This is a genomic window from Streptomyces sp. NPDC050988 (assembly GCF_044456225.1).
GTDB lineage: Bacteria > Actinomycetota > Actinomycetes > Streptomycetales > Streptomycetaceae > Streptomyces.
Genome location: NZ_JBITFQ010000004.1, coordinates 491,561 through 510,673 on the forward strand (window position 1 = coordinate 491,561; position 19,113 = coordinate 510,673).

General features: G+C 69.3%; 17 protein-coding genes. 8 read left to right on the forward strand and 9 right to left on the reverse strand.

All coding sequences use genetic code 11. From position 1 onward, the window contains the following. Positions 1-34: 34 nt before the first annotated feature. The 3 genes from ACIBEI_RS13480 to ACIBEI_RS13490 all read right to left on the reverse strand — a co-directional run bounded on the left by ACIBEI_RS13480 (position 35) and on the right by ACIBEI_RS13490 (position 3,436). The gene (locus tag ACIBEI_RS13480; protein ID WP_398888176.1) at positions 35-247 is read right to left on the reverse strand and encodes a YbdD/YjiX family protein; all 213 of its coding nucleotides are present in this window, start codon (positions 245-247) and stop codon (positions 35-37) included. Then, on the reverse strand, positions 219-2,396 hold the full coding sequence (locus ACIBEI_RS13485; protein WP_398888178.1) for a carbon starvation CstA family protein: 2,178 nt from the start codon (positions 2,394-2,396) through the stop codon (positions 219-221). Before ACIBEI_RS13485 ends, ACIBEI_RS13480 begins: the two co-directional genes overlap by 29 nt. A gap of 275 nt (positions 2,397-2,671) precedes the next feature. Next, positions 2,672-3,436: a GntR family transcriptional regulator gene (locus tag ACIBEI_RS13490; protein WP_189837546.1), complete on the reverse strand. Its 765-nt coding sequence runs from the start codon at positions 3,434-3,436 to the stop codon at positions 2,672-2,674. 430 nt (positions 3,437-3,866) lie between these two features. Here ACIBEI_RS13490 and ACIBEI_RS13495 point away from each other — a divergent pair, with 430 nt between their 5' ends. The 4 genes from ACIBEI_RS13495 to ACIBEI_RS13510 all read left to right on the forward strand — a co-directional run bounded on the left by ACIBEI_RS13495 (position 3,867) and on the right by ACIBEI_RS13510 (position 8,661). Next, positions 3,867-5,144, forward strand: coding sequence for an extracellular solute-binding protein (locus tag ACIBEI_RS13495; protein ID WP_398888181.1), 1,278 nt, complete (start codon positions 3,867-3,869; stop codon positions 5,142-5,144). A gap of 91 nt (positions 5,145-5,235) precedes the next feature. Then, the gene (locus ACIBEI_RS13500) at positions 5,236-6,228 is read left to right on the forward strand and encodes a carbohydrate ABC transporter permease (protein WP_398888183.1); all 993 of its coding nucleotides are present in this window, start codon (positions 5,236-5,238) and stop codon (positions 6,226-6,228) included. Continuing rightward, positions 6,225-7,055 carry a carbohydrate ABC transporter permease gene (locus tag ACIBEI_RS13505; protein WP_189837549.1) on the forward strand — a complete coding sequence of 277 codons (831 nt, stop codon included), beginning with the start codon at positions 6,225-6,227 and terminating at the stop codon, positions 7,053-7,055. The genes ACIBEI_RS13500 and ACIBEI_RS13505 overlap by 4 nt, the downstream gene beginning before the upstream one ends. Positions 7,056-7,062: 7 nt before the next feature. After that, positions 7,063-8,661, forward strand: coding sequence for a glycoside hydrolase family 3 protein (locus ACIBEI_RS13510; protein ID WP_398888185.1), 1,599 nt, complete (start codon positions 7,063-7,065; stop codon positions 8,659-8,661). 151 nt (positions 8,662-8,812) lie between these two features. Here the strand turns inward: ACIBEI_RS13510 and nagB are convergent, their stop codons facing one another. Next, positions 8,813-9,598, reverse strand: a complete 786-nt coding sequence (gene nagB, locus ACIBEI_RS13515) for a glucosamine-6-phosphate deaminase (RefSeq protein ID WP_398888187.1) — start codon at positions 9,596-9,598, stop codon at positions 8,813-8,815. A gap of 439 nt (positions 9,599-10,037) precedes the next feature. Here nagB and ACIBEI_RS13520 point away from each other — a divergent pair, with 439 nt between their 5' ends. Continuing rightward, positions 10,038-11,135 carry an SIS domain-containing protein gene (locus ACIBEI_RS13520; RefSeq protein WP_398888189.1) on the forward strand — a complete coding sequence of 366 codons (1,098 nt, stop codon included), beginning with the start codon at positions 10,038-10,040 and terminating at the stop codon, positions 11,133-11,135. Between the two features lie 262 nt (positions 11,136-11,397). Here ACIBEI_RS13520 and ACIBEI_RS13525 read toward each other — a convergent pair whose 3' ends face one another. After that, entirely contained in the window at positions 11,398-12,150 is a 753-nt protein-coding gene (locus tag ACIBEI_RS13525; protein ID WP_398888191.1) for an SDR family oxidoreductase, read from the reverse strand. A gap of 96 nt (positions 12,151-12,246) precedes the next feature. Between ACIBEI_RS13525 and ACIBEI_RS13530 the strand changes: the two genes are divergently transcribed. Together ACIBEI_RS13530 and ACIBEI_RS13535 are read left to right on the forward strand one after the other, a co-directional pair. Continuing rightward, positions 12,247-12,879: a TetR/AcrR family transcriptional regulator gene (locus ACIBEI_RS13530; RefSeq protein ID WP_398888193.1), complete on the forward strand. Its 633-nt coding sequence runs from the start codon at positions 12,247-12,249 to the stop codon at positions 12,877-12,879. Between the two features lie 409 nt (positions 12,880-13,288). Further along, entirely contained in the window at positions 13,289-14,755 is a 1,467-nt protein-coding gene (locus ACIBEI_RS13535; protein WP_398888340.1) for a sensor histidine kinase, read from the forward strand. A gap of 256 nt (positions 14,756-15,011) precedes the next feature. Here ACIBEI_RS13535 and ACIBEI_RS13540 read toward each other — a convergent pair whose 3' ends face one another. After that, complete coding sequence (locus ACIBEI_RS13540) at positions 15,012-15,269, reverse strand: WhiB family transcriptional regulator (protein WP_016639615.1); 258 nt, start codon at positions 15,267-15,269, stop codon at positions 15,012-15,014. Positions 15,270-15,587: 318 nt separating this feature from the next. Then, on the reverse strand, positions 15,588-16,556 hold the full coding sequence (locus ACIBEI_RS13545; protein WP_189837554.1) for a diacylglycerol kinase family protein: 969 nt from the start codon (positions 16,554-16,556) through the stop codon (positions 15,588-15,590). Between the two features lie 135 nt (positions 16,557-16,691). On the opposite strand from ACIBEI_RS13545, the gene ACIBEI_RS13550 reads away from it, so the two are divergent. After that, positions 16,692-17,141 carry a hypothetical protein gene (locus tag ACIBEI_RS13550; protein WP_398888196.1) on the forward strand — a complete coding sequence of 150 codons (450 nt, stop codon included), beginning with the start codon at positions 16,692-16,694 and terminating at the stop codon, positions 17,139-17,141. Positions 17,142-17,392: 251 nt separating this feature from the next. On the opposite strand, the gene ACIBEI_RS13555 is transcribed toward ACIBEI_RS13550, so the two are convergent. Next, positions 17,393-18,544 carry an RNA polymerase sigma factor SigF gene (locus ACIBEI_RS13555; protein ID WP_398888198.1) on the reverse strand — a complete coding sequence of 384 codons (1,152 nt, stop codon included), beginning with the start codon at positions 18,542-18,544 and terminating at the stop codon, positions 17,393-17,395. After that, positions 18,541-18,954 (reverse strand): anti-sigma regulatory factor, encoded by a 414-nt coding sequence (locus ACIBEI_RS13560; protein ID WP_055512819.1) that lies wholly within the window; start codon positions 18,952-18,954, stop codon positions 18,541-18,543. The genes ACIBEI_RS13555 and ACIBEI_RS13560 overlap by 4 nt, the downstream gene beginning before the upstream one ends. Positions 18,955-19,113: the final 159 nt, after the last annotated feature.

Below are 19,113 nucleotides of genomic sequence, written 5' to 3' on the forward strand. Positions count from 1 at the left end.
GATACGGTGTTCCGCTCAGTGCTGCCAACTGGCCTCAGCAGCAGCGGAAGCCCTGCCGGGGATCCTCCTCCTGACGGTCCGTACGCATCCGCTCGAACTCCCGCCGCGACGGCACGGCCGCGTTGGGATGGCCCTCGCGCACATGCGCGACATACCGGTCGTACGCCGACTCGTCGGTGAGCTCCCGTACGTACCAGCGCACGCCCCTGACCGCCCGGCTAGCCGCCCGGTGCAGCGCCGACCGCATCGCGCGCCTCCTCCTTCTCCTCCTTGGTCGGGATCAGCCCGGCCGGAGCTACGATCTTCGACTCGACGTACGGCGACTCGCTGAGCGTGGAGAGCGCGGGACGGCGTACGTGCCGGATGCACACCCTCGTGGCGTCCGCGATGACGATCACGATGAGCAGGGCGAGGACCGCGGACAGGACGCCGTCGACTGTGGAGTTCGTGACGATCGTGTGCATGTCGTCCATGCTCTTGGCCGGCGCGATGAGCTCGCCCCGGTCGATGCCGTCCTGGTAGACCGAGCGCTGCTTGAAGAAGCCGACGCGCGGGTCGCTGGAGAAGACCTTCTGCCAGCTCGCGGTCAGCGTCACCGTGGCGTCCCAGGCGAGCGGAATCCCCGTGATCCAGGCCCACTTGAGGCGTCCGGACTTCACCAGCAGGGTCGTGCAGACGGCCAGGGCGACCGCCGCGAGGAGCTGGTTGGAGATGCCGAAGATCGGGAACAGCTGGTTGATCCCGCCGAGCGGTTCATGGACGCCGACCCACAGGAAGTAGCCCCAGAGGCCGCAGACGATGGCGCTCGTGATGACCAGTCCGGGCTTCCAGCTCACATTCTTGAAGGGTTTGTAGAGATTGCCGAGCGTGTCCTGGAGCATGAAGCGGCCCACGCGGGTGCCCGCGTCGAGCGCGGTCAGGATGAACAGCGCCTCGAACATGATGGCGAAGTGATACCAGAACGCGCGGAGACTGCCCCCGGTGACCTCGGAGAAGATCTCCGAGACGCCGATCGCGAGGGTGGGCGCGCCACCGGTCCGCGACAGCAGGGACGCCTCCTCGACGTTCTTCGCCGCGGCGGCCAGGTCCTCGGGGGATATCTGGTACCCCCAACTCCCCACCACCTGCGAGGCGTTCTGGACCGTGTCCCCGATGACACCGGCCGGCGCGTTCATCGCGAAGTACAGGCCCGGGTCGATGATGGACGCCGCGATCAGCGCCATCACGGCGACGGACGACTCCATGAGCATGGAGCCGTACCCGATCATCCGGACCTGCGTCTCCTTCTGGATCATCTTCGGCGTCGTACCGGAAGAGATGAGGGAGTGGAAGCCGGACAGGGCCCCGCACGCGATGGTGATGAAGACGAACGGGAAGAGCGAACCCGCGAACACCGGCCCGTCGCCGCGCGTGGCGAAGTCCGTGACCGGGTCCATCTTCAGCGTCGGCATCGCGACGACCACACCGATCGCGAGCAGCGCGATGGTGCCGATCTTCATGAAGGTGGAGAGGTAGTCGCGGGGCGCCAGCAGCATCCACACGGGCAGGATCGACGCGATGAACCCGTACGCCACCAGCCAGATCACCAGTGTCGAGGGCGCGAGCGTGAACGTGTCGGCCCACGACGACTCGGCGACCCAGCGGCCCGCGACCAGCGCGAGCAGCAGCAGGGCGACACCGATCAGCGAGACCTCGCTGACCCGGCCGGGCCGCAGGACCCGCAGGTAGAAGCCCATCAGCAGGGCGATCGGGATCGTCATCGCGATGGAGAAGGTGCCCCAGGGCGACTGGGCGAGCGCGTTCACGATGACCAGCGCGAGCACCCCGAGCAGGATGATCATGATGGCGAAGGCGGCGAGCAGTGCGGCCGCGCCGCCGAACGGGCCGATCTCCTCGCGTGCCATCTGCCCGAGGGACCGGCCGTCCCGGCGGGTGGAGAAGAACAGGACGACCATGTCCTGGACCGCCCCCGCGAAGATCACGCCGACGATGATCCAGATGGTGCCCGGTAGATATCCCATCTGCGCGGCCAGTACGGGTCCGACCAGGGGGCCCGCCCCCGCGATCGCCGCGAAGTGGTGGCCGAGCAGGACGCGCCGGTCGGTGGGGTGGAAGTCGATGCCGTTGTTGAGCCGCTCGGCAGGCGTGGCCCGGGTCTTGTCGACCTTCAGGACCTTGTAGGCGATGAACTTCGAGTAGAAGCGATACGCGATGGCGTACGAGCCGAGGGCGGCGGCCACCATCCAGACGGCCGACACCTCCTCGCCCCGGGACAGCGCGAGGACCGACCAGCCGGCCGCGCACACCAGCGCGACGACGGTCCAGATGACGATGGTTTGCGGACTTGCCTTGCGAGGGCCTTGAGGGGATGCCGTCTGTGGGCTGTCGGTGCGCACGGGTCGTCCTCCCGTCCATGGGTGACGGGAGGACGGTAGAACAGGAAGGGGACCAGCGCTACACCATGCGCACCAGTCGGTGTGCGCAGGCGCAACTCGCTTGTCCTGGCGGGGGCTTGGGCCGGTGGACATTGTGCGGGCCCGGTGGGGGCTGGTCGCGCAGTTCCCCGCGCCCCTAAAAGCAGGGGGTTGCGCCCGGCCTTTTGTCTTTAGGGGCGCGGGGAACTGCGCGACCAGCCACGACGCACCCGCAGCCGCGCACCCACCCCAGCCCCCTACTCCACAGGCCTCTTCAACCGCGCAACGAACTTGTACCGGTCCCCCCGGTACACCGACCGCACCCACTCCACCGGCAACCCACCACGGTCCAACGAGTGCCGGGACAGCATCAGCATCGGCAGCCCCACATCCGTACCGAGAAGGCCGGCCTCCCGAGGAGTCGCCAGCGACGTCTCGATCGTCTCCTCGGCCTCGGCGAGATGAACGTCGTACACCTCGGCCAACGCCGTGTACAGCGAGGTGTACTTGACGAGTGACCGCCGCAACGCGGGAAACCGCTTCGCGGACAGATGCGTCGTCTCGATCGCCATCGGCTCCCCGCTCGCGAGCCGCAGCCGCTCGATCCGCAGCACCCGCCCGCCGGCGGTGATGTCGAGCAGCTCGGCGAGCGTGTCGTCCGCCGTGATGTAGCCGATGTCCAGGAGCTGCGAGGTGGGTTCGAGGCCCTGGGCCCTCATGTCCTCGGTGTACGAGGTGAGTTGCAGCGCCTGCGAGACCTTCGGCTTGGCGACGAACGTGCCCTTGCCCTGGATGCGCTCCAGCCGGCCCTCAACGACCAGTTCCTGAAGGGCCTGCCGCACGGTCGTGCGCGAGGTGTCGAACTCGGCGGCGAGGGTGCGCTCGGGCGGTACGGGTGTGCCGGGCGGCAGCGTCTCCGTCATGTCGAGCAGATGCTTCTTGAGGCGGTAGTACTTGGGCACGCGCGCGGTACGGATGGGTGCCCCACCCTCGTTCTCCGCACTGCTGACGTCGGTGCTCATACTCTGCCTTCCCGGCTCCAGGTGCCGATGGGCCGACGTGCGCGTCGGCCGCGGCTCACATCGTGGCACGGCTTCCCGTGCGAGTGTCCCCCCGCACGCTGCGTGATCCTCTCTATATACAGTCGGGGTCTCTTTTGGTCTAGTCCAAAGGGTCGGAGAGCGGTTGCTGCGGGTGCCCTGTCGGGGCTGGTGGGGCGCCCGTCGGAGCATGCCCGTTCTGTTCCCCGTGTAGTGAAAGGTCCCTGCATATGTAGGTCGCGTAACGGACGGTCGGGGGCGGCTTTTCAGCCCTTGACACCCCTCTAGGTCTAGGCCAAGCTCCCCCCTACTGGTCTAAACCATTGAGGACCAGGTCCCAGCCCCACAGGCAGTACTCGTCGTAAGTCACGCGGTGGGCAGGGGGGTTGCTGGCATCCCTGAGGAGGGTGACGTGAAGCGCAAGCTCATTGCGGCTGTCGGTGTCGCGGGCATGTTGATGTCTGTCGCGGCGTGCGGCGGCGACGACGGTGACAGTGGCGACAAGACGGGGGCCGACGGTTTCAAGGGGCAGACCCTGACCGTCTGGGCCATGGACGGCTCCACGCCGCCCGGCTGGACCAAGGACCTCACGGCCGCCTTCGAGAAGCAGACGAAGGCCAAGCTGAAGTTCGAGACCCAGCAGTGGAACGGCATCCAGCAGAAGATCACCACCTCGCTCTCCGAGGACAACCCGCCGGACGTCCTGGAGGTCGGCAACACCCAGACCCCGGCGTACGCGGCCACCGGCGGCCTCGCCGACCTGTCGGACCTCAAGTCCGAGATAGGCGCCGACTGGACCGAGGCCCTCAACAAGTCCTCCGTCTTCGACGGCAAGCAGTACGCGGCCCCGTGGTACTTCGCCAACCGTGTCGTGGTCTACAACAAGAAGGTCTGGGCCGACGCGGGCATCAAGGACACCCCCAAGACCCGGGCCGAGTTCTTCGACGCCCTGGAGACCATCGACAAGAAGACCGACGCCGAGCCGCTCTACCTGCCCGGCCAGAACTGGTACTTCTTCGACGGTCTGACCATCGGCCAGGGCGCCGACCTGGTGAAGAAGGACGGCGACAAGTACGTCTCCAACCTCGCGGACCCGAAGGTCGGCAAGGCCATGGAGATCTACAAGGAGTACCAGGCCTTCTCCAAGGCCCCCAAGGACAAGGACGAGGCGACCCCGCAGCAGGCCGAGGTCTTCGCCAAGGGCAACGTCGGTGCCTTCATCGGCATGGGCTGGGAGGCCGGCACGGCCATCGCCGCCAACAAGAAGATCGAGAAGGACATCGGCTACTTCACCATCCCCGGTGAGACGGCCGACAAGCCCGAGGGCGTGTTCCTCGGCGGCTCCAACTTCGCGGTCGCCGCGGGCAGCAAGAAGCAGGAGCTCGCCAAGGAGTTCCTGAAGCTCGCGCTGTCCGACAAGTTCGAGGGCGCGCTCGCCAAGGAGAACGGCGTCATCCCGAACAAGGAGTCGCTGCAGACCAACCTGTCGGCCAACCCCGCCGCGGTGGCCGCCGCCCCGGCCGCGGCCGGCGGTGGCACCACGCCGCTGATCCCCGAGTGGGCCGCCGTGGAGAACGACCCGAACCCGATCAAGAGCTACATGACCGCGGTTCTGAAGGGCAAGTCGCCCGCCGAGGCCGCCAAGCAGGTCGAGGCCGAGATCAACAAGCGGCTCGCACAGAGCAGCTGATCACCAGCGCGCCGGGGGCGGCCCCTTCCGTCCCCGGCGCGCCGGCGTATCGAACGATCTGCGACTCCCGAACCTGGAAGAGATGGCGAGCATGTCAGTGCAGACCGAACGCACGGACACAGGCACGGCCGCGGCGCCCGGTGTCCGTAGAACCGACGTAACCCCGCCCGGCGACACGGGCCCGGCGAGAAGGCGCGGCGGCGCGTCCGCCCCGTATCTGCTCCTGCTGCCCGCCCTGCTCGCCACGGTGATCCTGCTCGGCTGGCCGCTGGTCAAGAACGGCGTGCTGTCGTTCCAGAACCTCAACCCGCGCCAGCTGATCCTCCACCTCACCGAGTGGCGGGGGTTCGACAACTACACGGACGTACTGAGCGGTTCGGACTTCTGGAAGGTCGTCCAGCGGACGGTCGTCTTCACCACCGTGAACGTCGCCCTCATCATGCTGCTCGGCACGCTCGTCGGCCTGCTCCTCGCCCGCCTCGGCAAGCGCATGCGGCTGCTGCTGATGCTCGGCCTGGTGCTGGCCTGGGCGATGCCGGTGATCGCCGCGACCACGGTCTACCAGTGGCTGTTCGCCCAGCGCTTCGGCGTCGTCAACTGGCTGCTCGCCAAGGCGGGCTGGACGTCGATGGCCGACTACAACTGGTTCGGCACCCAGCTCTCCACCTTCTCCGTGATCACCCTGCTGATCGTCTGGCAGTCGATCCCGTTCGTGGCGATCAACCTGTACGCCGCCACCACCACCATCCCGAAAGAGCTGTACGAGGCCGCCTCGATCGACGGGGCCGGGGTGTGGAAGAGCTTCACCCACGTGACCTTCCCCTTCATGCGGCCGTTCCTGTGGGCGACGACCTTCCTGGAGGTCATCTGGGTGTTCAAGGCGTTCCCGCAGATCTTCGCCATGAACAGGGGCGGTCCCGACCGGCTCACCGAGACCCTGCCGATCTACGCGTTCGTCGAGGGCCCCGGCAACCAGCACTACGGGATGGGAGCGGCGATCTCGTTCCTGACGATCCTCATCCTGCTCGGCCTGACGGCCTACTACCTGCGTACCGTTCTCAAGCAAGAGGAGGACGAGCTGTGAAGCGCTCGCTGATGGCCCGGCTGTGGCCCAATGCGACGGCCCTCGTGCTCTTCGTGGTCTTCGCGTTCCCCGTCTACTGGATGTTCGCGACCTCGCTGAAGCCGACCAACGACATCATCGCGGACGACCCGGTTTTCGTGCCGACGAACATCACCTTCGACCACTTCCAGAAGGCGCTCGACGCCGACCACTTCTGGACGCTCGTCGGCAACTCCCTGACGGTGACCGTCCTCGCGGTGGTCTTCTCCCTCGTCATCGCGCTGCTCGCGTCCTTCGCGCTGGCCCGGATGCGGTTCAAGGGGCGTCGCGGATTCATCCTGACCTTCATGATCGCGCAGATGGCGCCCTGGGAGGTCATGGTCATCGCGATCTACATCATCGTGCGCGACGCCGACCTGCTGAACAGCCTCGTCCCGCTCACCGTCTTCTACATGATCATGGTGCTGCCCTTCACCGTCCTCACGCTGCGCGGTTACGTCGCCGCCGTGCCGAAGGAGCTGGAGGAGTCGGCGATGGTGGACGGCTGCACCCGCAGGCAGGCCTTCGTGAAGGTCATCTTCCCGCTGCTCGCCCCGGGACTGATGGCGACCTCGCTCTTCGGCTTCATCACGGCGTGGAACGAGTTTCCGCTGGTCCTGATCCTCAACAAGGACGCCGAGAAGCAGACGCTCCCGCTGTGGCTCTCCAGCTTCCAGACGACGTTCGGCGACGACTGGGGGGCCACCATGGCCGCGGCCTCGCTCTTCGCCGTCCCGATCCTGGTCCTCTTCGTCTTCCTCCAGCGCAAGGCCGTCAGCGGACTCACCTCCGGCGCGGTGAAGGGATAACCCCCCGATGACCACCATCGCCTCCGGCACGGACACCCTGACCCGTGACGCCCTCGCCGTCCTGCAGCCCGGTTTCACCGGGACCTCGGCCCCTTCCTGGCTGCTGCGGCGGCTGGGCGAAGGCCTCGCCTCCGTCGGCCTGTTCGGCCGCAACATCGCCACCCCCGCCCAAGTGGCCGCCCTGACGGCCCAGCTGCGCGCGGAACGCGACGACGTCCTGGTCGCCATCGACGAGGAGGGCGGTGACGTCACCCGCCTCGAAGTCCGTACGGGATCCTCCTTCCCCGGCAACCACGCGCTGGGCGCGGTCGACGACACCGCACTGACGGAAGCGGTCGCCCACGAACTGGGCCGCCGCCTGGCCGCCTGCGGAGTGAATCTCAACTGGGCGCCGTCCGCCGACATCAACTCCAACGTCGACAACCCCGTGATCGGCGTACGCTCCTTCGGCGCCGACACCTCACTGGTGGCCCGGCACACGGCCGCGTACGTCTCCGGGCTGCAGTCCGCCGGGGTCGCCGCCTGCACCAAGCACTTCCCGGGCCACGGCGACACGGCGGTCGACTCGCACCACGCGATGCCGCGCATCGACGCGGAGCTTCCGGTCCTGGAGTCCCGCGAACTGGTGCCGTTCCGCGCGGCCATCGAGGCGGGCACGCGTGCCGTGATGAGCGCGCACATCCTGGTCCCGGCCCTGGACCCCGTCCACCCCGCGACCCTCTCGCGCCGCATCCTCACCGGTCTGCTCCGCGAGGAACTGGGCTACGACGGCCTGATCGTCACCGACGGCATGGAGATGCAGGCCATCTCCGCGACCTACGGCATCGAGCGGGGCAGCGTCCTCGCGATCGCCGCCGGCGCCGACGCCATCTGCGTGGGCGGAGGCCTCTCCGACGAGCCGACGGTCCTGCGCCTGCGCGACGCCCTGGTCGCGGCGGTCCGCTCGGGCGACCTCCCCGAGGAACGCCTGGCGGACGCGGCGGCCCGCGTCAGGGCACTGGCGGCCTGGACGGCTTCGACGCAGACGACACCTCCCTCGGCATCGGTGAACGGGGGCGCACCGGGCGGGACTTCAGGGCGTGGCTCGTCCTCCGCAGCAGGTTCCGCAGCGGGGTCCGAAGCAGGTTCCGCAGCGGGGCCAGCTGCGGGGTCCGCAGCGAGCGCCGACGTCGGGCTGGTCGCGGCCCGGCGCGCGCTGACGGTCACACGCGGAGCGCACTTCACGCCGGTCACCGAGGCTCCGTACGTCGCCGCCCTCACCCCCGTCGCCAACATCGCCGTCGGTGACGAGACCCCCTGGGGCGTCGCTGCCGAACTGCGGCGCCTGCTGCCGGGCACGGAGACCGGGAGCTTCACGGGGGAGCGGGCCGGGGCCGAGGCCGTCGCGGCGGCCGGCTCCCGTCGCGTGGTCGCGGTGGTCCGTGACGCCCACCGCCACACCTGGATGGCCGAGGCCCTCGACATCCTGCTCGCCGCCCGCCCCGACACGGTCGTGGTCGAGATGGGCGTGCCCCAGTCACCGCCCCGGGGCGCCCTCCACATCGCCACACACGGCGCGGCCCGCGTCTGCGGCCTCGCGGCGGCGGAGGCCATCGCGGGGGCCTAGGCCATCGCAGGGTCGTGAGCCGACGGGACGCGAACGCGGGTCACCGCACCGGGGCGCAGGCCGCCGCACCAGGGCGCGTATCACCGCAAGGATGAAGATGCCGGGTTCACCACGAGGGGACCCGGCATCTTCGCGTAGTGGAGCGGATCGCCTAAATGCCCTGCCAGTCCGGCTTGTTGGCGTACGTGTGCCGGAAGTAGTCCGCGAGCTTCAGCTTGGACGCGGCCGCCTCGTCCACGACGACCGTGGCATGCGGATGCAACTGGAGCGCCGACGCGGGGCACACCGCGGCGATGGGCCCCTCGACCGTCGCCGCCACGGCATCGGCCTTGCCCTCACCCGTGGCGAGCAGCACCAGATGCCGTGCCTCCAGAATCGTCCCGATCCCCTGGGTGATCACGTGATGCGGCACCTGCTCGATGTCGCCCTCGAAGAACCGCGCGTTGTCCACCCGCGTCTGCTCGGTGAGCGTCTTGATCCGCGTGCGCGAGGCGAGCGACGAGCACGGCTCGTTGAACCCTATGTGCCCGTCGGTCCCGATCCCGAGAAGCTGGAGATCGACCCCGCCCGCCTCTGCGAGCACCTTGTCGTACGCCTCGCACGCGGCCCGCACGTCCGCGGCGGTCCCGTCCGGCCCCATGAACGAGTCGACGTTCAGCCCCAGCGGCTCCAGCACCTCGCGCCGCAACACCGACCGGTACGACTCGGGGTGCTCGGCCGGCAGTCCCACGTACTCGTCGAGCTGCGCGACCCGCGCCCGCGAGGCGTCCACGGCACCGGAATCCACCTTCGCCGCCAGCGCCTGGTAGATGGGCAGCGGCGTCGAGCCGGTGGCCACCCCGAGCAGCGCGTCGGGCTTGTGCCGGAGCAGCTCCGCCATGGCCTCGGCAATGAGCTCGCCACCCGCCTTGGCGTCCGAAACGATGACAACTTCCACGCTGGGCCTGCCGTTCTGAAAGGTGAAGGGGACACAACCGAACATGTGGTATAGACCAATCTAGCAGAACGGCTCTTCCGGGTCGCCCCTCAGCCGCCTCCGGTCGCCGCGACCCAGGGCGCCCGGTCGACGGCACACGAGCGACACCTCGATCGACCGCACCCGAGAGGCGCGTCGACGAGCCGCGTCGGGAAGCACGTCAAGGAGCCACACCCGAGTGGCCCCCCGACCGACGGCTCCGACCGACGCCCCTGACCGGCACCCCACCCCGAGCGGGCGCCGCGCGCCCCGGGGGAGTGGAATGGAACCTGCGCCCGCGCAATCAAGCTTCGCCACCGCCACCGCCACCGCCACCGCCACCGCCACCGCCACCGCCACCGCCACCCCCTCCCGCGGACGCAGCTCCGCCCGCCACGCAACAGCCCCAGGAGGAAACGCCATGACCGCCACCCCGCCGGACCCCCAGCCCGACGCGCAGCCGGTACCCGTCGAGTCCGACCGCCCGGGCCGGATCATGGCCCGCGAGATGGCAGAGCAGCCCGCCGTCCTGAGGCGGATCCTGGCGGAGGGAGCCCCACGCATCCAGGACGTGGCCCAGCGGGTGGCCGCCCGCAAGCCCCGCTTCGTACTGCTCACCGCCCGGGGGACCTCCGACAACGCCGCCCTCTACGCCAAGTACCTTCTGGAGATCCGCCTCGGCCTGCCGTGCGGCCTCGCCTCCATGTCGACCACGACCGCCTACGGTGCCCGCCCCGACCTCACCGACGTCCTGGTGATCACGGTCAGCCAGTCCGGCGGCTCCCCGGACCTGGTGGCCTCGACCCGGGCCGCCCGCGAGGCCGGCGCCATCACGCTCGCGGTGACCAACAACCCGGACTCACCCCTGGCCGCCGTCTCCGAATACCACATCGACATCATGGCCGGGCCGGAGAAGGCACTCCCCGCGACCAAGACCTACACCGCCTCCCTCCTTGCCCTCTATCTCTTCGTCGAAGGACTGCGCGGCGGCGACGGCGCCCAGGCCAAGGTGCTCCCCGGCCTCGCCGAGCACCTGCTCGCCCGCCAGGACGAGGTCCGCACCCTCGCCTCGCGCTACCGCTTCGCCGAGCGCATGGTGATCACCTCCCGCGGCTACGGCTACCCCACCGCCAAGGAAGCCGCCCTCAAGCTGATGGAGACCAGCTACATCCCCGCTCTCTCCTACTCCGGCGCGGACCTGCTGCACGGCCCGCTCGCCATGGTCGACAACATCTCCCCGGTCATCGCGGTCGTGACCGACGGCAAGGGAGGCGCGGCACTCCAGCCCGTGCTCGACCGGCTGCGCGGACGCGGCGCCGACCTCGTCGTCATCGGCCCCCGCCCCCAGGTCGAACAGGCCTCCGCCGGCTTCGTCCTGCCCACCGAGGGCGTGGCCGAGGAGGTCCAGCCGATCCTGGAGATCCTCCCGCTCCAACTCCTCGCCTACGAGGTCACCATCGCCCGCGGCCAGGACCCGGACGCGCCCCGCGCCCTCGCGAAGGTCACGGAAACCCGCTGATCCCGAGCCTCCCGCTGGTACGGAGCCGCCCCGCCGATCCGAAGCCGCCCCGCTGATCCGAAGCCGCCCCACCGATCCGGACGCATCCCGCCGATCCGAAGCCGCCCCACCGATCCGGACGCATCCCGCCGATCCGAAGCCGCCTCACCGATCCAGTGGCATCCCACCGATCCGAAGGCACCCCCGGCCGTCCCGCTCGCCCTGCTCGCCCCGCCCGCCTCCTCGCCCCGCCCGCCCGGGGCGTGCGCGGGCGGCCGACGGCTCAGGTCAGCGAACCCCCCGTCGCGTCCATCCAGTGCCCGGTCACCCACCGGCCCTGGTCCGAGGCGAGGAAGGCCACCGCGTCGGCGATGTCGGCGGTCTCGCCCACCCGGCCGAGCGCCGACACCGCCGCGGCCTTCGCCCACCCGTCGTCAGTGCCGTGCAGCAACTCGGCCGTGTTGTCGGTGTCGACGATGCCCGGCGCCAGCGAGTTCACGGTGATGCCGCGGGCGCCCAGCACCTTGGACAGGTCCCGGGAGAAGACATCCAGGGCGCCCTTCGTCATCGCGTAGGCGACCAGGTCGGGGAAGACCGCGGTCCGTGCCAGCCCCGAGGAGATGTTGACGACCCGGCCACCGTCGCGCAGGCGCCGCAGACCGTGCCTCACGATGAAGAACGGCGCCTTCACATTCACCGCGAAGACCTTGTCGTACGTCTCCTCGTCTATCTCATCTATCGCCGGCGTCGAACCGATCCCGGCGTTGTTCACCAGGATGTCCACCCCCTCCGCGTACCGGTCGAACTCCTCCCACAGGGCCGCCGCGTCCCCGGGCGCCCCGAGTTCCGCGCGGATTGCGAACGCCGAGCCGCCGGCCGCCTCGATCGTCGCCACCGTCTCCTTCGCGGCCGCCTCGCTCCTGCCGTAGTGCACCCCGACCCGCGCCCCGTCGCGTCCGAGCCGCTCGGCGATCCCGCGTCCGATACCCCTGCTCGCCCCCGTGACGAGTGCCGTCCTGCCCGTGAGCACGCCCATACCGGCGCCCCCTTCTCATTTGCCTAGTGGTCGCTACAAAAAGACCGTACAACGAGGTGCGGACATTTCTCTAGCACCCGCTATACAATTCACTCCATGGTGAGCAGCCACGACATCAAGGACGCCGCCGGTCCGGCCTCGAAGCCCCGCGGCCGCCCCCGCTCGTTCGACCGCGAGACCGCGCTGGAGAAGGCGATCCTCGCCTTCTGGGAGCACGGCTACGAGGCGACCTCCGTCTCGGACCTCACCCAGGTCATGGGCATCGGCGCCCCCAGCCTCTACGCGGCCTTCGGCGACAAGCGCTCGCTCTTCGAGGAGGTCGTGCGCGAGTACGGCGCGAGGTACGGCTCGTTCGGCGACCGCGCCCTGGCCGAGGAGCCGACGGCCCGGGCCGCGGTCGAGCGGATGCTGCGCGAGGCCGCGGCCGAGTACACCGAGCCGGGCCGCCCGCACGGCTGCCTGGTCGTCCACGCGGCCACCAACTGCACCACCCCGGAGGTGGAGGAGTCCCTCCGTGATCGGCGCAACGCGAACATCGCCGCCTTCGAGAGCCGCATAAGGGCCGACGTCGCCGCAGGTGAGCTGCCCGCGGACACCGACGCGGCGGCCCTGGCCCGGCATACCGGAGCCATGATCCAGGGCATGTCCCAGCAGGCCCGTGACGGCGCCGCCAAGGAGGAGCTGGAGGCGCTGGCCGAACTCGCCATGCGAATCTGGCCCCGCTCGTGAACCGCTCGGGGATAGGCTGCGTGGTGGATGTAGGGCGCGAGTTGTTGGATAAAGAGACAACAACAAACATCCGCCAACGCATGGACAGTCGAGAGTGGTCTAGTCCACAATCGTACAAAGCTTGAGAATGCAACTTGATGATCAAGCTGTCCGTATGACCAAGCCTCCGTCTTCCCCGCACAGGAAGACGGACCGAGGAGCCGGCGCTCTCTGCCCTGACTGCACCGGATCCTCGTCTTCGGCCGAACGGGACCGCACACCCCGCGGCCGATGTTGCTCCGGGCTGCGGTGCCGGGAGGGTTGAGGGTCCCTCTCAGGCGCCGCGGCCCGCGGGTGTTTCCGGGCCCGTGCGGGTGGCCGATTTCGGAGCATGTCGTACCCGGCGGGTACGCTCGCACACGTGCCCTCCATGAACGACCTCGTCCGCCAGCACACCGCCCTCGGTGACTCCGACCTCGAGTGGCTGCACCTGCTGGTCTCGGAGTGGCAGCTGCTCTCCGACCTCTCCTTCGCGGACCTCGTCCTGTGGGTTCCCACCCGCGACGGCACCCGCTATGTCTCGGTCGCCCAGATGAGGCCCAACACCGGCCCCACCTCGTACCAGGACGACATGGTCGGCCACCTCGTCCCGCGCGGCCGCCGCCCCATGCTGGACGCGGCCCTGGACGAGGGCCGGATCGTCCGCGAGGGCGACCCGGAGTGGCGTGAGGAGGTTCCCGTACGGGTCGAGTCGATCCCCGTGCGCAGGGAGGGCCGCGTCCTGGGCGTCATCGCCCGCAACACCAACCTCCTCACCGTGCGCACGCCCTCGCGGCTCGAACTCACCTATCTGCAGAGCGCGTCCGACCTCGCACAGATGATCGCGGCGGGCTCCTTCCCGTTCCCCGACCAGCAGGTCGACATGGACGCCTCGCCACGGGTGGGCGACGGCCTGATCCGGCTGGACGCGGAGGGCATCGTCCAGTACGCGTCACCGAACGCGCTGTCGGCGTACCACCGTCTCGGCCTCGCCGCCGACCTGGTCGGCCACCACCTCGGCAAGACCACGGCCGAACTGGCCCCGTCCCGCGGCCCGGTGGACGAGGCGCTGGCCAAGGTCGCCAGCGGCTGGGCGCCCCGCGAGTTCGAGATCGAGAGCGCCGACGGCGTGATCCAGTTGCGCGCCATCCCGCTCAAACCCAAGGGCACCCGGGTGGGTTCGCTCGTACTCCTGCGTGATGTGACCGAACTGCGGCGCCGCGAGCGCGAGTTGATCACCAAGGACGCGACCATCCGGGAGATCCACCACCGGGTGAAGAACAACCTCCAGACGGTCGCGGCCCTGCTCCGCCTCCAGGCCCGCCGCATCGAGTCCGACCGGGGCCGGGAGGCGCTCGAAGAGGCCGTTCGGCGAGTCGGGTCGATCGCCATCGTGCACGAGACGCTCTCCCAGAACCTGGACGAGCGCGTGGAGTTCGACGAGATCGCCGACCGGGTGCTCGCCATGGTCGCCGAGATCTCCCCGGGCAAGGTCGTCGGCCGGCGCACCGGACGCTTCGGCATACTCGACGCCGAGGTCGCGACCCCGCTCTCCATGGTCCTCACGGAGATCCTGCAGAACGCGCTGGAGCACGGCTTCCGGGAGGGCGACCGCGGCACGGTCGAGGTGTCCGCGGTCCGCGGCGGCAGCACCAAGGAGGCCCGTCTCCTGGTCACCGTCCAGGACGACGGCATCGGTCTGCCCGAGGGCTTCGACCCGCACCGCTCGGGCAATCTGGGCCTGCAGATCGTACGGACGCTGGTGGAGGGGGAGTTGGGCGGCACCTTCGACATGGTCCGCGCCCCCGAGCGCGGAACGCAGGTCGTCCTGGACATTCCCGTGGTGCCCCACAAGTGACGCACGGGCAATCCGCACCATTACTTCACGCGCACGCTGCGTAATCATCACGCGTTGCCGGGAGCGGCCGACGGTCGCCGTGCGCCCCACGAAGACGCAGCCGCAAACAGCAATGAGCCCCGGACCGTTTTCCGGTCCGGGGCTCATCGTGCTCGTTGCTATCTGCGCATCGGGGGTACTGCGCGCTGCGGCTCGGGGGCGGGATATGCGTACTCGCTGTACGCGCCGCCAAGCTCAGGCCGTGTGGGGCGGGTTGTCAGGCGGATGCCTGGCGAGCCCGGTTGCGGGCGGCGCGGCGCTTCATGGCGCGGCGCTCGTCCTCGCTGAGACCACCCCAGACGCCGGAGTCCTGGCCGGACTCGAGCGCCCACTGCAGGCACTGCTCCATGACGGGGCAGCGACGGCAGACGGCCTTGGCTTCCTCGATCTGCAGCAGCGCAGGACCGGTGTTGCCGATGGGGAAGAAGAGCTCGGGGTCTTCCTCGCGGCAAACGGCGTTGTGACGCCAGTCCATGGCTGCTACCTCTCCTTGGTATTACATGCACGTTGCTTGTGAATGTGAACGCTTTCACGAATCCCTCAACAAGTGAAGGGCCGACTACCAGACGGACTGGTGTGGTCCTGTGAATTGAGGAGGGGTTCCGGCGCTCTGTGGGGGCGATGTTGCGGCCCGTCCCGAGCGCCACAAAGAGACTCGCAAACCTCAGCGGCGGATACAACCCCTACCGGAAAGTTTTTTTTGATTCCTCGGTGTCGACTAGGTCACAGCCGTACTTCCATGGGGTGGATCCTGGCCTAAACGTTCGAGTGGAAGGACTTTAGCCCGTTCCGCTCACACAATCACACGCAGTGCACGACGAACGCCTGTGAACGTCACGCTCGTACGCAGTCCGAGGTGGTCGCCGTCCATCTGGAGGGGGAGTGGGACCTTCGAATGCAAGGTGAAGTCGGTCAGGTCGTGCAGGGACACCGCATGCTTCCCATGGGGTCCGCGCTCGGGGGACGAAGTGAGCAACTGGGTGCCATACCGGGCAACCGCGGTCGTCGACATGCGGCTGAGACCGAGTACGTCGAGCCCGGTATCGAACGAGGCCTTAGGTGACGCGTACACCGGGCGATTGCCCAGATACGTCCACGGGGAGGTGTTGCAGACTATCGACAGCACCAAATCGGCCACCGGGTCGGCATCCGGCCGTTCCAGGGTGATGGTGCCGTGCCGGCGGTGGGTCTCCCCGAAGAACTGGCGCATCGCCTGCCGCAGATAGAGGGAGTGTGTCGAACGCTTGCCGCGCTCGCGGTGCTGTTCGACGCGGCCGACCACGCCGGCGTCGAAGCCGAGGCCCGCGTTGAAGGTGAACCAGCGGGCGGGGACGCCTTCGTCCTCACTGCCCGGGGTGCCCGCGGCGAGGCCGAGTCCCACCGTGCGCTGCCGGCCCTCGCGCAACGCGTCGAGGAGGGCGCCGGTGGCCTCCACGGGCTCGTTCGGCAGGCCGAGGGCGCGCGCGAAGACGTTGGTGGAGCCGCCGGGGACGACGGCGAGGCCGGGCAGCCGGTCGGGGTCGGGGCCGCCGTGCAGCAGGCCGTTCACGACCTCGTTGACCGTGCCGTCGCCGCCGAGGGCCACGACCAGTTCTATGTCCTTGCTCTCCGCGGCCTGCCGGCCGAGGTCCCTGGCGTGCCCGCGGTACTCGGTGGTGACCGCTTCGAGCTTCATCTCGCTCGCCAAAGCGTGGATCAAGACGTCACGCGTGCGCGCGCTTGTGGTGGTTGCTGCCGGATTGACCACGAGAAGTGCACGCATGCGATGCAGCGTACCTACCGCGTGGTACTCGGCCCATACCGAGGTAAGGATCAGGTGTGAGGGGCGGCACGCGGCGAGTCCCCGGGGGTGCCCCGGGGCCGTTGGCGGGTACGGGGTGAGGGCTACTCTTCAGGGGTGAGTTCTGAGCAGAAACCGACCCCGGACACCTCCGACGCCGAACCCCGTCCCACGCGGCTGACCGTCGCGGCGGCGCTCGCCGCGCTGGAGGGGCTCGCGCTTGTCGCCGGTGGCGCCTACATGCTGGTGATGGGTCTCACGGGGCACCCGGACGACCGGAGCCAGGCCGTCACCGGGGGTGTGACGCTGATCGTGCTCGCACTGCTTCCGCTGCTGGCCGCGCGCGGGCTGCTGCTGCGGCGCGGGTGGAGCCGGGGGCCGGCGATCATCACGCAGATCATGGCGCTGCCCGTCGCGTACAACCTGCTTCAGGCCGACAGTCTCGCCATTCCCGGGGGGATCGCTCTGGCGGTGGTGGCTGTCGCGGCGCTGGTGCTGATCGTGAATCCGGAGACGACCAGGGCCCTGGGGATCACCGGGCCGGGTGGCGTGCGGGAGTCGAAGTAGGCCGGGGTGCGCTGACGGCGCACTGCTGGGGTGGGTCTGAGGGCGTACTGAGTCTGCGGGTCCGCCGTGGCTGATCGCGCAGTTCCCCGCGCCCCTTAAAAGCGAGGCGTCGGACGTGCCCCCCGGGGGGAAGCGCAATTGCTCGTGCCGCCGAAAACCGCTTGGGCGCCCGTGCCGACGAAAACTGTGCAGGCGCCCGTGCCGCTGAAACCGTGCAGATTCCCGCGCCCCTGCCTCAGGGGCGCGGTCTGTTACTCCTCCACCAGGAGCTTCTCCCGCAGCTGGGCCAGGGTGCGGGCCAGCAGGCGGGAGACGTGCATCTGGGAGATGCCCACCTCCTGGGCGATCTGGGACTGGGTCATGTTGGCGAAGAAGCGAAGGAGGAGGATCCGCTTCTCGCGCGGTGGGAGGTCTTCCAGAAGAGGCTTGAGCGACTCGCGGTACTCGACGCCCTCCAGGGCCTCGTCGTACGCGCCCAGGGTGTCCGCGACCGCCGGGGACTCGTCGTCCGTGTCGGGGACGTCCAGGGACAGCGTGGAGTACGCGTTGGCCGACTCCAGGCCCTCCAGGACCTCCTCCTCCGAGATGCCCAGCTTCTCGGCCAGCTCGTGGACGGTGGGGGAGCGGCCGTGCCGCTGCGAGAGCTCCGCCGTCGCCGTGGTGAGCGCGAGGCGCAGCTCCTGGAGCCTGCGCGGCACGCGCACCGCCCAGCCCTTGTCGCGGAAGTGCCGCTTGATCTCGCCGACCACCGTCGGAGTCGCGTACGTCGAGAACTCGACGCCGCGCTCCGGGTCGAAGCGGTCGACCGACTTGATCAGGCCGATGGTCGCGACCTGCGTGAGGTCGTCCAGCGGCTCACCGCGGTTGCGGAAACGGCGCGCGAGGTGCTCCACGAGCGGCAGATGCATCCGGACGAGCCGGTTGCGCAGCTCCGCGTACTCCGGGCTGCTGGGGTCCAGCTTGCGCAGCTCGATGAACCTGGCCCGCGCCCCGCTGCGGTCGTGGGGGTCGTGGTGCGTACCCGACGCGCCGCTGTCGGCATTTCGTTCGTGCTCGTGCTGCTCGCTCATGATCCCGCCCGTCACCCGCCGCCGCCCTTCCGAGGACGTCCCCCCAGACTCCGTCCGGGGGGACCCCCTCTGCGCGGCAACGTCTGGATCCTGTCGCCCGTCACTGTCGGAGAGCGCCGCGCGCCCGTCCTTGCCGATCGGCTCTTCCCGCTGAGGCGCTTCTTCGGCCGCCGCGGAGGCGTCGTCCTCCGGATGCGGCCGGGCCTGCTGCTCGGGGATGCCGTCGACACCTTCCGCCAGACGCCGAGGCCCGGTCGGGCCGTCCTCGCCCTTGCCGGGAAGTTCCCGTGTGCCGCGCTCTTCGTCCCGCACCGGCCCGTCCCCGTTCCTCACGCCGGCCCGGGTCCCGCGCCGCGCTGTTTGTAGAGGCTGATCGAAACGGTTTTGTCGTCGGCCACCGAGGAGGACACCTTGCCGGCGAGGGCCGACAGCACGGTCCAGGCGAAGGTGTCCCGCGCGGGGGCATGGCCGTCGGTGGTCGGGGCCGAGACGGTCACCTCGAGCGAGTCGTCGATCAGGCGGAAGACACAGCTGAGCACGGAGCCCGGCACCGCCTGTTGCAACAGGATCGCGCATGCCTCGTCCACGGCGATGCGCAAGTCCTCGATCTCGTCGAGGGTGAAGTCCAAACGCGCCGCGAGGCCGGCCGTGGCCGTGCGCAGCACCGACAGGTAGGCACCCGCAGCCGGCAGCCGGACTTCCACGAAGTCCTGGGTCGCGGGCTCGCCTGCGATCTGGGACACCCTCACCTCCAAGGTGGTACAAGCTCTTTCGGGGGCCGAGGGTCGCCCCCCGGGGTAACGCGCAACGTGGTTCAGCGGTGACGCTATCGCGCTCTCAGGTTTCCTGTCCCCGGGACCCCAACCCCTTGCTGTCACTCATAGTAAACCTATGGATACGCA